We start from the raw sequence: 13,618 nt of genomic DNA on the forward strand, positions 1-13,618 counted from the left end.
CAACCAGCCACCCGGCAACCGTGCCAAGGCTCTCAGCCGTTCAACCCCAGGTTCTCGGCGTCCTAACAGATACGGGGCAGCTGTTCGCCAGAGAGTCTATCGATGACGCGGCTGGCACCAATCATGCTGGATGCCGTTACCAATCCGGCAGGTCCTTGCACGAAATGGCCGATCTCAACGGCCCCCTGGCTCACCGGATACTGCCTGAGAATGTCCGTTGCCCGAGCCACATCCTGCTCGGCCACGATAGTGATAAAGCGGCCCTCGTTGGCCACATGCAGGGGATCCAGCCCCAGCAGCTCGCAAAACGCCGATACGTCCTCCCGCACCGGAATATCCACTTCCCGGATCTCGGCCGCCAGACCGGCACTTTCCGATACTTCCACCAGTGCACTGGCGAGGCCTCCGCGAGTAAGGTCACGGAGGCAGCGCACGTCTATCCCCTCTTCGAGCAATGCCAGCACCGGCTGCACGACCGACGCGCAATCACTCTCAATCGCTGATTCCAGCTCCAGTTTCTCCCGCGCGGTCATCACCGCGACGCCGTGACGTCCAAGATCGCCACTTAGCAGAATCCGGTCACCGGCCTGCACCCGGGCAGGCTCCACAGGTTTTGGCGCCACCACCTTTCCGACCCCAGCGGTGTTGATGTACACACCATCCGCCTTGCCTCGTTCCACCACCTTGAGGTCGCCAGTCACTATCTGCACGCCAGCTTCGACGGCTGCGGCAGCCATGGAATCCACAACCCGGCACAATGTGGCCAGCGGCAGACCTTCCTCGAGAATAAAACCGGCACTCAGGTATTGCGGCCTGGCCCCGCACATGGCGAGGTCGTTGACTGTGCCATGCACCGCCATGGTTCCAATGTCAGAGCCCGGAAAGAACAGCGGCCGCACCACGTAAGAGTCTGTCGTGAACGCCATGGCTCCGGGCATATCCACCACCGCGCCGTCGTGTTGCTGTGCCAGCCAGGCATTATCAAATGCCGGGCGGAAGATATCGTCAAGCAACTGCGCCATCGCCCGACCGCCACCACCGTGGGCCATCTTCACCACATCGTGATCATCGTTTAACGGTGGACAATGATTGTCGCAGCTGTCACTCACAGGCTTAACCTCCGGCGGGTCGGCGATAACGGTAATAGGCGGCACAGGCACCCTCCTCGGACACCATCGTCACTCCCAGCGGACGTTCCGGAGTACAGCGGGTGCCGAAGGCGGGGCACTGATCAGGGCGGATTTCGCCCCGCAACACGGCCCCACTGAGGCATTCTCCCTGCGTCTCAGCCTCACCGTTCACGGTGCCGAAACGGGCTTCTGCGTCGAAGGATCTGTAGGCCAGCGACACCCCCAGCCCACTGGCCGGGATGTCCCCCATGCCCCGCCATTGCCTGGGCACCATCTGGAAGACCGCCTGCATCACATGCTGGGCCATGGCATTACCCGGGCGGCGGACAGCCCGGCTGTACTGGTTCTCAACACAACTTTCGCCCTTCTCCAACTGACGAACGCAGCGGTAAACCCCCTCCAGAATGTCCAGCGGTTCAAAGCCTGTCACCACAATGGGAACACCGTGTTCACGGGCAATGGGCTCATAGGCTTCATATCCGGTGATCGTGCAGACATGGCCGGCAGCCAGGAAACCCTGAACCTGATTGCCCGGGCGATCCAGCAGGGCGCGAATCGCCGGTGGCACCAGCACCTGGGAGACCAGCACCGAGAAATTCTCAAGCCCTGCCCGCTCGGCCTGATACACCGCCATCGCATTCGCCGGGGCCGTGGTTTCAAAGCCGACCGCAAAGAAAACCACTTCATCGCCAGGGTTCTCTCTGGCCACCGTCAGTGCTTCCAGCGGCGAATACACCACCCGGATATCCGCCCCCCGCGCTCGGGCAGCGGACAGGTCCGAATGCGTCCCCGGCACCCTGAGCATATCGCCAAAGGTGCAGAGGATAACCCCGGGGAGCCCGGCAATTTCGAGAGCCTTGTCAATGTAGGCGATGGGGGTCACACACACCGGACACCCAGGGCCATGGATCAGGGAAATCGTCTCCGGCAGCAGTTGGTCGATCCCGAAACGGACGATAGCGTGGGTCTGTCCCCCACAGACTTCCATGAGGGTCCAGGGTCTGGTGGTGATGCGGGCGATGGTATCCGCATAACCGCGGGCGGCATCAGGGGTGCGGTATTCATCACGATACTTCATTGCGGCTCGTCCGCCTCCTGTTCCAGGGTGCGGAGGTACTCGAAAACACGCTCGGCCTCACGCGGGTCAACGACGGTAATGGCAAATCCCACATGCACCAGCACATAGTCCTGCTCTTGCACCTCCGGCACGTACGCCAGATTGACCGACTTGACGACACCGCCAAAATCGACGCGCCCTTGACGGGTAAGCGGATCGTCGCCGTCAATACTGATCAAGCGTCCCGGTACGGCCAGACACATGCCCCCTCCCTGCCCTGAAGAACTCCGGTTGCCCAGGCCAACTGGCCCAGCGCCAGGCCGCCATCGTTGGGCGGTATCCGGCACGGCCAGAACACCTGAAATCCAGCGCTCTCAAGAGCTGTTATGGTCGATTCAAGCAGGCAGGCATTCTGGAAGCACCCGCCAGCCAGCACCACTCTCGACAGTTTAGCCTGTCTGGCCACCGCCACAATGACGTTGACCAGCCCCTGGTGAAAGGCTGCCGATATCCCGGACACAGATCGCCCGCGCCGGACATCTTCCAACAGCGCATCAATCGCCGGCGCCCAATCTATCTCCCAGGGGCGGTCTGCCTCCGGTGCCGATAGCTCGAATGGATAGGGCGATGCCCTGTTATCGCGACCACAGGCCGCCTCCAACTCGCCCGCCGCCTGCCCCTCGTAACTCGCCTGCTGGCAGATGCCAGCCAAGGCCGCCACCGCGTCAAACAGTCGCCCCACACTTGAGGTTTCCGGCGCGTTCAGGCCAGCTCTGAGCGACTGGATCAAGAGCTTTCTTTCGGCCCGGGTAAAACTGCGTAGCGGGGCCAGAGCCTCGCACTCCATGACCTGATCACCCAGTAACGCGTATAACAGCCCCAGGGCCGAACGCCGGGGTTCTCCCATGGCCGCCTCGCCACCTGGCAGGCGGAACCGCCGCAGATGAGCCACGCGCTCGTATCCCTGTGAATCCAGGCGCAGGAACTCCCCGCCCCACAGGGTGTTATCGTCACCAAGGCCACTACCGTCCCACGCTACCCCAAGCACCGGCTCACTGATCCCGTGCTCGGCCAACACCGCCGCAATGTGCGCAACATGGTGCTGGACCGCACACGGAGCATCACTACGGGCCTGTGCGTAGCGCGTTGTGAAGTAGTCCGGATGGCCATCGTGAACCCAGCGCTGCGGCACAGTCGTAAACAGCCTCTGTAGTTCATCCAACGTGCGGACAAAACCTTCACGCGCCAGAGCACTGTCCATATCGCCAAGATGCTGACTCAGCAAGATGCCGGTGCCGGTACTCAGGGCCACGGTGGTTTTCAGGTGACTGCCGGTCGCCGCCCACCCGGTTGGCACAGGCCGGGGCAGGGGCAGATTCGGCGAATAACCGCGGGCCCGCCGGAGTAACTGGGGCCGCCCGGCCACCACGCGAGCCACGGAATCATCCAGCGGTCGCAGAATGGGGCGGTCGTGTACCAGAAATCCGTCGGCAATCGCGCCCAGGCGGGCATAGGCTTCCTGGTTGTCGATGGCAATCGGTTCGCCACTCAGGTTGCCACTGGTGGCGACCACGGGAAACCCCAGATCGCCGAGCAGTAGCTCGTGTAACGGCGTGCAGGGCAGCATCACACCGAGGTCCGCCCTGCCTGGCGCCAGGTTGGCGGCCAGATCATGGTCAGGCGCATGAATCAGTACTATGGGCCGCTCCGAACCGGTGAGCAGCTGACGTTCCGACGCAGAGACCGGGCATACCTGCTGCAACGACGCCAGCGAATCGAACATGACCGCCAGGGGCTTTCGTGGCCGCCGCTTTCGTTCGCGCAGGACCTGCACTGCGCGAGCGCTACGGGCATCGGCCAACAGCTGGAACCCGCCCACACCCTTGAGCGCGATGATGTCACCGGCCGCCAGACGGCGGACCGCTTCGGACACGGCGGCCTCGTCGTTCGCCAGCACTGTGCCATCACGCTGGCAAAAGGCGACACCTGGACCGCAGTCCGGACAGGCATTGGGCTCGGCATGAAAGCGCCGGCTGGCCGGATCGTGGTACTCCGCCAGGCAATGGGGGCACATATGAAAATGCCTCATCGCTGTGCGAGCACGGTCATAAGGCACCCCCTCGATCAGGCTGTAGCGGGGACCGCAATCCGTGCAATTGATAAAGGGGTATCGGTAACGCCGGTTGCCGGGATCATGCAGTTCCTCGATACACTGACGACAGGGAGCAAGATCCGCAGGTAACCGTGTGGCAGCAGCACCCTGCTCCTGACTCTCACACACGCGGAATTCTCTATCCGATTCATTTCCCGTAGACCGGGCTATCGGTTCCGCGCACACTGCCTCCACGCTAGCATTGACCGGGGCGTGCTGTTTCAGCCCGGACACCAGATTCTGCAATGCTTCCAGGTGCCCCTCAGCCTCTACAACCACGCCCTCTGGGGTGTTGCCAACCCACCCGGACAGGCCCAGCCCGGTCGCCAGTCGATAGACAAACGGTCGAAACCCCACGCCCTGCACCAGGCCATAAACATGGATACGCCAACGCACTGGCGCGGCTTCGACCCGGCAGCCTTCAGTCATGGCCCGGCCTCATCCTCCGTCTCCAGCTCCAGACTCTGCAACAGAACATCCTGGGCCTGGGGATGGTTGATATCGTCAGACGTCTCAATCCTTAGTTGGGCCTGCTCAGCGCAGGTGCCGGCAGCCTCCTGACGGAAGTGATCGGTGAAATGCTCCGGGGACATATGACACAGTGCGCCCAGCCATACCGCCACTTCCACTACCCGTTCGGCGTTCTCGTCCGCGCACAGCGTCTCGACCCTGTGAATCAGATTTTTGACCAGCGCCGTTTCATGCATGACCACTCTCCTGTCTTAAGCTATCGATTACTGCCTGAGCCACCCGGGGCAGGGTGTCCCCTAACGGATGTGACAGCCCTTCACCGGCTTCGAAGCTGGCCGCCTCCACCGCAAACACCCGGCATACTGAAGGCAGCGCATCAAGTGCGCGGGCCAACTCAATCGCTTCAGACAATCCCAGCGCATGGGACGAAAACGCTCCTCCCAACGCCGGCAAAGGCGAAGTGCTGGCATCGAACTCCCGAAAACTGCCCGGCTCAAGCCCCATGACGGCGGCGTCGACCAGGTATACCGCTTTAGCATCACTGATCAGGTCCACGAGCCCGGCCACCTCTCCACTGTGTTCAACCGCGCTGACGGTTGCCGGCAATCGATCACGAAGAGCGTCTACCACCAGCGGTCCGAGAGCATCGTCCCCCCGGTCCCGGTTGCCGATACCGATGACCCTGATGGGACCGGAGACATCACTCATGGCGGACATCCAGCTTGAGAAAATGCGTTGCACAGGAAATGCAGGGGTCGTAGTTGCGAATGGTCTGCTCACACCGTTCGCGGAGGGTATCGGCCGGCAAATCGAGCCAGCCCCCCACCAGGTCTTTCAGGTCTGCCTCGATGCTCGGCTGGTTCTGCGCCGTGGGCGGCACAATCTGCGCCTCAAGGATGCCGCCACTAGCGTCCAGCCGGTAACGATGAAACAACAGCCCACGCGGAGCTTCGGTGCAACCAAAGCCCTCCGACGCCTTCGGCTCGGCCAGCTCGAACGGCCGTTCCGGTTCCCGGTATTCGTCGATGATGCGCAGGGCCTCATCGCAGGCATACACGACCTCGACACTGCGCACCACAATGCTCTGGAACGGGTTGGTGCAGGTAACACCCAGACCGGCTTCTTTGGCGGTTTCCCGGGCCAGGGATGAGAGTTGGCCGTGATTAAGGCTGTAGCGCGCCAGGGGCCCGACCAGATAGCAATCGTGTTCCCGCAGGTGGGAATGCAGCGCCGTGGAGCGTTGCACGTGTGACTCCACAAAATGACGGTTGTAGTCCGCTACGGCAATATCCAAACCACGATTGGAAACAATACGTCCGACATTCATGGCGTATTCGCCCGGATGATGCAGTGCCACCAGATGGTAGTCCCGCTCGGCTTCCGGCATCTCCAGCCCAGCGGTCCAGCGCACAGTTGCCAGGGCGTTCTCACGGGCCTGTTTCAGGGTTTCAGCCAGCGGTTCCAGCTCCTTGCGAGTCGGCGTTCGGTAGAATCCCCCCACCCGCACATTGATGGGATGGATTTCGCGACCGCCTAACAGGGCCATGATGGCATTACCCGCTTTTTTCAGGGACAGTCCCCGTTTAACGATGTCGGGATAATCCCTGGCCATATCCACTGCCCCGGCGTACCCCAGGAAGTCGGGGGCATGCAGCATGTATATGTGAAGGGCATGGCTTTCAATCCATTCGCCACAGTACAACAATCGCCGCAATGCCCGCAGTTGGCCTTCCACCTCAATGCCGAGCGCGTTCTCCATCGCATGCACAGCGCTCATCTGGTAGGCCACCGGACAGATACCGCAGATGCGGGCAGTCACATCGGGTGCTTCCGCATAGTCGCGCCCACGCAGGAACGCCTCAAAAAAGCGCGGTGGCTCAAAAATACGCAATTCCGCCTTGCTGACCTGGCCGTCCCGGATCGTCACATTCAAGGCACCCTCACCCTCGACCCGCGCCAGGTAATCCACCTTGATGGTTTTACGGCCCATGACGTTCACTCTCCTCACGGAACGGCCCGGCCCAGGCATTGAACGTGCGATAAAAGCGCAACCGTTCCGCCCGGCCCATACCCAGTTGATCCAGGCGCTCACTCAGCGCAGGCGCATTGGGGTTTTCCTTGGGCCCATAGCAACCGTAACACCCCCGATTATAGGACGGACACAGAGCATTGCAGCCGCTGTGGGTCATCGGCCCCAGGCAGGGCGTTCCATGAGCCACCATAACGCAGACGTTGCCCCGGAGCTTGCAATCCAGGCAGACGCTATGGGCCGGCGTGACCGGTCGCCGCCCGCACAGGTATGCCGACACAACCTCCAGTAGCTGCTGCTTGCTGATGGGGCAGCCACGCAATTCAAAATCCACCGGCACATGGTCGGCGATGGGGGTCGACGTAGACAGCGTTTCGATGTACTCCGGGTGCGCGTAGACAGCCGCCATAAAATCATCAATATCGGCGAAATTACGCAACGCCTGAATGCCGCCGGCGGTGGCACAGGCCCCGATGGTCACCAGGGTTCGCGAACGCCGACGCACATCCTGTATGCGCTCGGCATCGTGGAGTGTGGTGATGGAACCTTCCACCAGAGACAGATCGTAGGTGCCACGGCCACTGCCACGGGCGGCCTCCGGAAAATAGGCAATGTCGACGGCCCCGGCGACCTGCAACAGTTCATCCTCACAATCCAGCAAAGTCAGCTGGCAGCCATCGCACGAAGCAAACTTCCAGACACCGAGGCGTGGCTTGTGATCCGAGCGCGCCATATCAGAACTCCTTGAGGCTCAGTAATCCGCGGACCCGGTCGAACGACAGCACCGGACCGTCCTTACAGACGAACGTCGATCCGAACTGGCAATGACCACAATGTCCGAGCGCGCATTTCATGTTTCGTTCCATAGACAAGTAAATGGACTCGTCCTCAACACCGGCATCCCGTAGCGCATTGACCGTAAAACGCATCATGATTTCCGGCCCGCACACCATGGCTACGGTGTCTTCAGGGTCAAAACCCAACGTCGGCACCAGCGAAGGAACCACGCCAATCTTGCCCAGCCAGTCATCACCGGCATGGTCCACCGTAATATGAACTTCAACGTCCGGACGTTTGTTCCATTCCTCCAGTTGCCCGGCATAGAGGATATCGTCGGGGCTGCGTGTGCCGTAAAGCAGAATCACCCGGCCATACCTTTCCCGATGGCGCAACACGTGATAGATCGCCGGTCGCAAGGGGGCCAGTCCTAACCCTCCAGCCACGATCAGCAAATCCGCGCCCTCGCCTGCCGCCATCGGCCAGCCGACACCAAACGGACCGCGCAGACCAACCGTATCCATCGGTTTCAAAGCTGCCAGCTTATTGGAAACCGGTCCCACTGCCCGCACCGTATGAATCAGAGTCTCCGATTGTCCGGCATCACCGCTCAGACTGATGGGCACCTCCCCCACCCCAAAGATATAGAGCATGTTGAACTGCCCTGGCAGAAAAGACCGGCGGCCGGCCCGGCCCGACTCCAGCTCCAACGTCCAGGTGGTCGCCAGTTCCTGCTGTCGGCGCAGGACCCGGACCGGCTCAGGTACCATCAGGTCGTCTGACATCACTCAAGCTGCTCCGGAGCACCATAAACATCGAGAATCTGCAATTGTGTCGCGTGCAGCCGGCTGGTCAGAATCGGCAACAGGCGTTTCAGCACGTCGTAGCCCAGAACCGGGTCTTCATCACACTTCTTCCGCAGACAATGGGCATCCATGGCAATGGCACGGGTCAGCGTGATGGCACGTGCATCGTAGGCCCAATGATAGGGTGGCAGAATCCAGGATACCCCCACCAGATCACCGTCATGGAGGGTTTGAAAACGAACCGGCGGTTTTCCCGGCACCGCGATTTCCAGCGCCACCTGGCCATAGCGGATCAGATAGAGGTAATCGGCGTCTCCGCCTTCGTGGAACAGGTAGTCCCCCTGGTTAAACCGGACATTGCGAGCGCAGCCGCAGACCAGGTCACAGAACTCACCGTCCAGACCCTGAAAGAACGGGTGCTCGCAGACGATCCGGGCAATGCTTTTCATTCCTTGCCTCCCGATGAAACATCATCGTGAATGGCACGAACCTCCTCCGTGATATCGATACCCACCGGGCACCAAGTTATGCAGCGACCACAACCTACACAGCCAGAAGTACCGAACTGATCCACCCAGGTGGCCAGTTTATGGGTCATCCACTGACGATAGCGGGAGCGGGTCGAATTACGCACACTACCGCCATGAATATAGGAAAAGTCCGACGTAAAGCAGGAGTCCCAGCGCCGGCTATGCTCCGCAGTGACACCGTCCAGGTCCGAGGTATCTTCCACAGTGGTGCAGAAGCAGGTGGGACAAACCATAGTGCAGTTAGAGCAGCTCAGACACCGGTCGGCAACCTCATCCCAGCGCGGATGCTCCAGGTTATCCATCAGCAAGGCAGGAATGGCGATTTGCGGCATGCTCCGGCCCATCTGGCTGCGGGTTTTCTCCACCACGGCAGTGGCCGCTGTCTGATGGGTCTCTGTCGCAGGTTCCCGGGGCAATTCGGCCAGGATTTCCGCCCCCGCCTCCGAGCCTGACCGAATCAGGAACAGGTGGTTGTCGTCACCCAGTAATTCAGTGAGGACAAGATCGTAGCCTTCTTTGACGTCAGGCCCGGTATCCATGGAATCGCAAAAACAGGTGCCGCCCGCCTCGGAGCAGTTGAGCGCCACCAGGAAAGCCTGCTCACGACGTGAGCGATAATGGGGGTCGGCATACTCGTCCCCCATCAGCACGCGATCCTGAATTCCGATGGCCGCCAGCTCGCAGGCACGAACCCCGATGAAGGCGTATCGGGGCGGTTCATCCCGGGCGGGAACAAAACGCAGTTGATCTTCGTGGCGCGTCGCCTGCCACAGGGACACTTTGGGGGGATGAAGGAAACGTTTCCAGCTATGCGGACCCACAGCATAGCCAAACAATGCCTCGTCCGAACGCCGTTTCAGTCGGTAATGGCCGCCATCCTGTTCATCCGTCCAGCCCGCAGGGAGCTCTTCGGTACGGGCCAGCTCTTCATACACAATGGCCTGATCCCGAACGGTCGGCCCTACAACCGTATACCCGCGCTCCGCCAACACATCCAGCAAACACTGCAAGCCTTCCCGCGTGATAACAGAGCTATCGTCAACGTTGTCCATGAGGAGACCTTCCATGATTGGCAATCAGACAATCACGAACCCGCTAATTGCCCTCTACAAGCTTTGGCAAGGCGGGGGGTTTTGTCAAAGATAGGGAGGGTGACAGGCGCCATTCAGACGCCCGCAAAGAGATCAGGCGGGCTGAAACGCCTGCCCAAGCGTCCTGACACAGACCACCGGCTGATCGATCAACGGCACATGGCCGCTGTTCTCGAGCGTGACCAGCCGTACGTTTGGAATCATGTCCGCCATAACCGCCTGCCCGGCCCAGGGGTACATTTCTGAGCGGCGGCCGGCCATAACGGTGGTGGGCACCAGCAACTCCGGCAGGAAGGAGCGGAAATCGTATTCCCGTTCGGCGTAGGCCCGCATGTGCTGGTACAGGGTGTACCAGTTGTCGACCGGCACCAGCTGTTGGGCAACACCTGGGATACGCATCAACCGCCCCGCCGCCCACTTCATCCAGCGACGGCTGAGGGCAATTTCCATAAAGTCGGCCAGATCCCCATGGAATTGCTGGCGCAGGTCCTGAGGCAGTGCCGCAAAGGGCGTTTCCGGATCAATCCGCTCAAGCTGCTCCAGCAAGGGCCACCAGCCGCGAATTCGCTGCGGCCCCTGCTCACCAAAAATGCCCCAGGGCCAACCCGGACCGTGAGCGACGCGAGGTGCCTGGTCAATGTGGACGTAGTGACGAACAGCACGCGAGCCGAACAACTGCATGTAACGCAGTGACGTACTCGCCCCCATGGAAATGCCACCCAACCCGACGGGCTCCCCACAACTGTATTCACGGATCACCGCGTCAAGATCCCGGGCATGGCTGGTCAGCACACAGGGGTCACTGCAGGTCAGACGGGAAGACCCACCAAACCCTCGCAGGTCGGGAAGCACGAAACGGAACCGGTGGGCCAGCGGCAAGATGATTGGCAACCAGTGGCGGCTGTCCATGCCAAAACCGTGAAGCAGGATAACCACCGGGCCGCGCCCGATTTCCCGCACCTTCAGCCTGGCGCCATCGTGTGCTGTTACTCGTGCCATGTCTGTGTGGACTCCGCCTGAATGAGGGCGCCATTGTCCACATCGGATGGTTCGTCGCCATGGGTTACAGGGCCAGAATCCTGATCAACAGGGGGCAGGTGAATCCTGTTACCCGGCCGGGCCGGGCACTTCCTGGCTCAGCCATTGCCGCAGGCTTTCACCAAGATGGAACTGGGGAAAGGACCAGCTCTCCTCTTCCATGTCGATGTCTTCTTCCCAGGCTCTGATCTGCTGACTGACCTGCTCGAACATGGTGTCGGGGTCGGTGAGTGACAGGCCCACGCTTTGATACACCGCCCTGGTGAACCAGGTCATTTCCGAGTCATCGCCACAGCCGAAGGAGGTACGATCATCCCGAGCGGAAGTCATGATCAGCGTGTCGCTGTCTTTGAGTTGGTTGAGCCATTGCCCGGAGTAGCACGCCGAGACCACCAGCAGTTTTCGGCGGGCATCCAGTGGCTCCAGCATCTGTTCAAAGTCCCGGGGCGTCAGGTCCGGCAGTTCCATTCCGGGTTGTTGCAACAGCAGGTCCCCATCTTTGCTGCCATGACTGACCAGGTGGATCACCAGCAGGTCCTCCTCCGGGTTCATCTGCTCATCCAGGGCCTCCAGGGCGGTTGCGATGGAAGGCCGGGTGGCCAGGGGGAAGATTTCGTAATCCCGGTGGTTGAGCAGCATGATCGCGCGGTTTTCAACATCGAACTGCGCTTGCAGGCCGGTTCTGGCAACCTGGATGTCGCGCATGAAAACCGACTCAGTGCCGTCACCGCCCACAGCGAGGAAATAGGCATCTACCTCACCCGGTCGTTCAGGCTCCAGATTGGTGATCTGGTCGTCCAGGCGCCGATGGTCCTCCGCAAGGATTTTTTCAGTGAGGGGCACCGGCGGTTCTTCCGGGACATATTCTTCCCGATCTACAAACTCACCGTACTCCCAGGTGCCCGAGAAACTGCCCATTTCCTTCGATTCGAAAGTGTAGGAGCCCTCACCGTGGTAATACCAGTCACGGAACTCTCCCTCATAGGCGCCATAATCAGTAACGTGTTTCCCCTTGACGGGACTCCCCTCGACAAACTCGGCGATATAGACACCGCTACTGTCTTCGTAACGTCCCGCTCCATGGAACTCATTGTTCTGGAATTCCCCCTCGTACCGACTGTCTTCATCTTCCAGCACGCCCTGCCCGGCCATCAGCCCTTGCCGGAATTCGCCGAGGTATCGCCACCCCGCCGGGGATTCAAGTTCACCATAACCATGCCAGTATCCTTCCTGAAACTCACCGCTGTAGACGGTACCACTGGCGAATTCCTGAACGCCCTTGCCATGGAAGAGTCCGTCCCGGGTATCGCCGGAATAGGTGCTGCCATCCGGCAGGCGAAAATCCGGCGGGAGCAGCTCCGGCCCTTCGCACGCGGTAAGCAAGAGCGCGACAATCAGAGGCAGGGCGAGCCGCAGCGGGCATGGTAAAGCAGTCTTCATGGTTCAAGTCCTTGAAAGCGTCTGGATAATCAACACGACAGGGTCCATTATTCAGCAAAACCCGTTTCCCTGACACACCCGACCAAGAAACAAGGCACAATGGAATTCACTTTCCTGGGCACATCCGCCGCAACACCGACACGGGCACGCAACGTGACCGGCCTGGCCCTGTGCCACACTGGCCCCAAACCCTGGTACCTGGTGGACTGTGGCGAGGGCACACAGCATCAGTTGCTGCGCACCCGCTACTCGGTCATGCAGTTACGGGCCATCTTCATCACCCATATCCACGGCGACCACACCTTCGGCCTGCCAGGGCTGCTCACCAGCGCCTCCATGCTTGGCCGCACAGAACCGCTGGATGTCATCGCGCCCGTGCAGGTACAACGATTCATCACTGCAGTGATTGAAAACAGCGACTCCAGCCTCAGCTACCCCCTGAACTTCATCGACTCCGAAGCCCCGGACTTCCACTGGCAGGATGAACACTTCGGGGTAACCAACGTGGCGCTGTCCCATCGCGTGCCCTGCCGCGCCTACGTATTCACTGAGAGGAATCTGGAACGACAGCTGCTGCAAGACAAACTGCGGGCGGACGGCGTGGAACCGGGACCCAGCTGGGGCGAGTTGCAGAAGGGACAGGACGTGCTGCTCGACAACGGCCGCGTGCTCCGGAGTGAAGAATACACACACATTCCCCGCACGGCCCGCCGACTCATCGTCGCCGGTGACAACGACACCCCGGAGCTGCTGACCAATGCCTGCAACGGCAGCCATGCGCTGATCCACGAGGCTACCTACACTCAAGACGTGGCCGACCGGGTCGGCCCCTGGCCACAACACAGTTCCGCCGAACAGGTCGCCCGGTTTGCGCAACAGGTCCGGTTACCCAACCTGGTGCTGACCCATTTCAGTTCCCGCTACCAGTCAGGAGCGGAAGGCACACCCAATATTAACCAACTGGCGGCCGAAGCCATGCAGCACTACCGGGGCCAGCTGTTTTTGGCCAGGGATTTCGATACCTACCGGTTGGAGAAAGATTTGTCACTGAGCCGCCTGACGACAAGAGAACCTTGATGATACACCCGGACGGGATC

Annotated in this window: 14 protein-coding genes; 1 reads left to right on the top strand and 13 read right to left on the bottom strand. The window is 60.8% G+C overall.

Translation table 11 applies throughout. From position 1 onward, the window contains the following. Positions 1–62: 62 nt before the first annotated feature. The 13 genes from hypE to EHN06_RS15575 form a co-directional block, all read right to left on the bottom strand. Positions 63–1,049 (bottom strand): hydrogenase expression/formation protein HypE, encoded by a 987-nt coding sequence (gene hypE / locus EHN06_RS15515; protein WP_127334469.1) that lies wholly within the window; start codon positions 1,047–1,049, stop codon positions 63–65. A gap of 64 nt (positions 1,050–1,113) precedes the next feature. After that, positions 1,114–2,208 carry a hydrogenase formation protein HypD gene (gene hypD / locus EHN06_RS15520; protein WP_127333439.1) on the bottom strand — a complete coding sequence of 365 codons (1,095 nt, stop codon included), beginning with the start codon at positions 2,206–2,208 and terminating at the stop codon, positions 1,114–1,116. Further along, positions 2,205–2,450 carry a HypC/HybG/HupF family hydrogenase formation chaperone gene (locus EHN06_RS15525; protein ID WP_127333440.1) on the bottom strand — a complete coding sequence of 82 codons (246 nt, stop codon included), beginning with the start codon at positions 2,448–2,450 and terminating at the stop codon, positions 2,205–2,207. Before EHN06_RS15525 ends, hypD begins: the two co-directional genes overlap by 4 nt. Further along, positions 2,423–4,768 carry a carbamoyltransferase HypF gene (gene hypF, locus EHN06_RS15530; protein ID WP_127333441.1) on the bottom strand — a complete coding sequence of 782 codons (2,346 nt, stop codon included), beginning with the start codon at positions 4,766–4,768 and terminating at the stop codon, positions 2,423–2,425. The genes EHN06_RS15525 and hypF overlap by 28 nt, the downstream gene beginning before the upstream one ends. Then, the gene (locus EHN06_RS15535; protein WP_127333442.1) at positions 4,765–5,046 is read right to left on the bottom strand and encodes a hydrogenase/urease maturation nickel metallochaperone HypA; all 282 of its coding nucleotides are present in this window, start codon (positions 5,044–5,046) and stop codon (positions 4,765–4,767) included. The genes hypF and EHN06_RS15535 overlap by 4 nt, the downstream gene beginning before the upstream one ends. Further along, a complete protein-coding gene (locus tag EHN06_RS15540) occupies positions 5,039–5,518 on the bottom strand; it encodes a hydrogenase maturation protease (protein WP_127333443.1) in 480 nt (159 codons plus the stop codon). Before EHN06_RS15540 ends, EHN06_RS15535 begins: the two co-directional genes overlap by 8 nt. Then, positions 5,511–6,800 carry a Ni/Fe hydrogenase subunit alpha gene (locus EHN06_RS15545; RefSeq protein WP_127333444.1) on the bottom strand — a complete coding sequence of 430 codons (1,290 nt, stop codon included), beginning with the start codon at positions 6,798–6,800 and terminating at the stop codon, positions 5,511–5,513. Before EHN06_RS15545 ends, EHN06_RS15540 begins: the two co-directional genes overlap by 8 nt. Next, complete coding sequence (locus tag EHN06_RS15550; RefSeq protein ID WP_127333445.1) at positions 6,790–7,572, bottom strand: oxidoreductase; 783 nt, start codon at positions 7,570–7,572, stop codon at positions 6,790–6,792. Before EHN06_RS15550 ends, EHN06_RS15545 begins: the two co-directional genes overlap by 11 nt. Before the next feature lies 1 nt (position 7,573). Beyond that, a complete protein-coding gene (locus tag EHN06_RS15555; RefSeq protein ID WP_206075669.1) occupies positions 7,574–8,401 on the bottom strand; it encodes an FAD/NAD(P)-binding protein in 828 nt (275 codons plus the stop codon). Then, positions 8,401–8,871: a cyclic nucleotide-binding domain-containing protein gene (locus tag EHN06_RS15560; RefSeq protein WP_127333447.1), complete on the bottom strand. Its 471-nt coding sequence runs from the start codon at positions 8,869–8,871 to the stop codon at positions 8,401–8,403. Before EHN06_RS15560 ends, EHN06_RS15555 begins: the two co-directional genes overlap by 1 nt. Further along, positions 8,868–10,004, bottom strand: a complete 1,137-nt coding sequence (locus tag EHN06_RS15565; protein ID WP_127333448.1) for a 4Fe-4S dicluster domain-containing protein — start codon at positions 10,002–10,004, stop codon at positions 8,868–8,870. Before EHN06_RS15565 ends, EHN06_RS15560 begins: the two co-directional genes overlap by 4 nt. 132 nt (positions 10,005–10,136) lie before the next feature. Next, on the bottom strand, positions 10,137–11,042 hold the full coding sequence (locus tag EHN06_RS15570; protein WP_127333449.1) for an alpha/beta fold hydrolase: 906 nt from the start codon (positions 11,040–11,042) through the stop codon (positions 10,137–10,139). Between the two features lie 108 nt (positions 11,043–11,150). Further along, positions 11,151–12,521: a C13 family peptidase gene (locus EHN06_RS15575; RefSeq protein ID WP_127333450.1), complete on the bottom strand. Its 1,371-nt coding sequence runs from the start codon at positions 12,519–12,521 to the stop codon at positions 11,151–11,153. A gap of 99 nt (positions 12,522–12,620) precedes the next feature. Here EHN06_RS15575 and EHN06_RS15580 point away from each other — a divergent pair, with 99 nt between their 5' ends. After that, positions 12,621–13,598 (top strand): ribonuclease Z, encoded by a 978-nt coding sequence (locus tag EHN06_RS15580; RefSeq protein WP_127333451.1) that lies wholly within the window; start codon positions 12,621–12,623, stop codon positions 13,596–13,598. Positions 13,599–13,618 lie beyond the last annotated feature (20 nt).

The organism is Marinobacter sp. NP-4(2019), from assembly GCF_003994855.1.
In the GTDB taxonomy this organism is placed as follows: Bacteria; Pseudomonadota; Gammaproteobacteria; order Pseudomonadales; family Oleiphilaceae; genus Marinobacter.

Bases quoted from the DNA above. Each gene is read 5' to 3' on its own strand.
- hypE (WP_127334469.1), bottom strand. From the start codon at position 1,049: ATGGCCCACGGTGGTGGCGGTCGGGCGATGGCGCAGTTGCTTGACGAT.
- hypD (WP_127333439.1), bottom strand. From the start codon at position 2,208: ATGAAGTATCGTGATGAATACCGCACCCCTGATGCCGCCCGCGGTTAT.
- EHN06_RS15525 (WP_127333440.1), bottom strand. From the start codon at position 2,450: ATGTGTCTGGCCGTACCGGGACGCTTGATCAGTATTGACGGCGACGAT.
- hypF (WP_127333441.1), bottom strand. From the start codon at position 4,768: ATGACTGAAGGCTGCCGGGTCGAAGCCGCGCCAGTGCGTTGGCGTATC.
- EHN06_RS15535 (WP_127333442.1), bottom strand. From the start codon at position 5,046: ATGCATGAAACGGCGCTGGTCAAAAATCTGATTCACAGGGTCGAGACG.
- EHN06_RS15540 (WP_127333443.1), bottom strand. From the start codon at position 5,518: ATGAGTGATGTCTCCGGTCCCATCAGGGTCATCGGTATCGGCAACCGG.
- EHN06_RS15545 (WP_127333444.1), bottom strand. From the start codon at position 6,800: ATGGGCCGTAAAACCATCAAGGTGGATTACCTGGCGCGGGTCGAGGGT.
- EHN06_RS15550 (WP_127333445.1), bottom strand. From the start codon at position 7,572: ATGGCGCGCTCGGATCACAAGCCACGCCTCGGTGTCTGGAAGTTTGCT.
- EHN06_RS15555 (WP_206075669.1), bottom strand. From the start codon at position 8,401: ATGTCAGACGACCTGATGGTACCTGAGCCGGTCCGGGTCCTGCGCCGA.
- EHN06_RS15560 (WP_127333447.1), bottom strand. From the start codon at position 8,871: ATGAAAAGCATTGCCCGGATCGTCTGCGAGCACCCGTTCTTTCAGGGT.
- EHN06_RS15565 (WP_127333448.1), bottom strand. From the start codon at position 10,004: ATGGACAACGTTGACGATAGCTCTGTTATCACGCGGGAAGGCTTGCAG.
- EHN06_RS15570 (WP_127333449.1), bottom strand. From the start codon at position 11,042: ATGGCACGAGTAACAGCACACGATGGCGCCAGGCTGAAGGTGCGGGAA.
- EHN06_RS15575 (WP_127333450.1), bottom strand. From the start codon at position 12,521: ATGAAGACTGCTTTACCATGCCCGCTGCGGCTCGCCCTGCCTCTGATT.
- EHN06_RS15580 (WP_127333451.1), top strand. From the start codon at position 12,621: ATGGAATTCACTTTCCTGGGCACATCCGCCGCAACACCGACACGGGCA.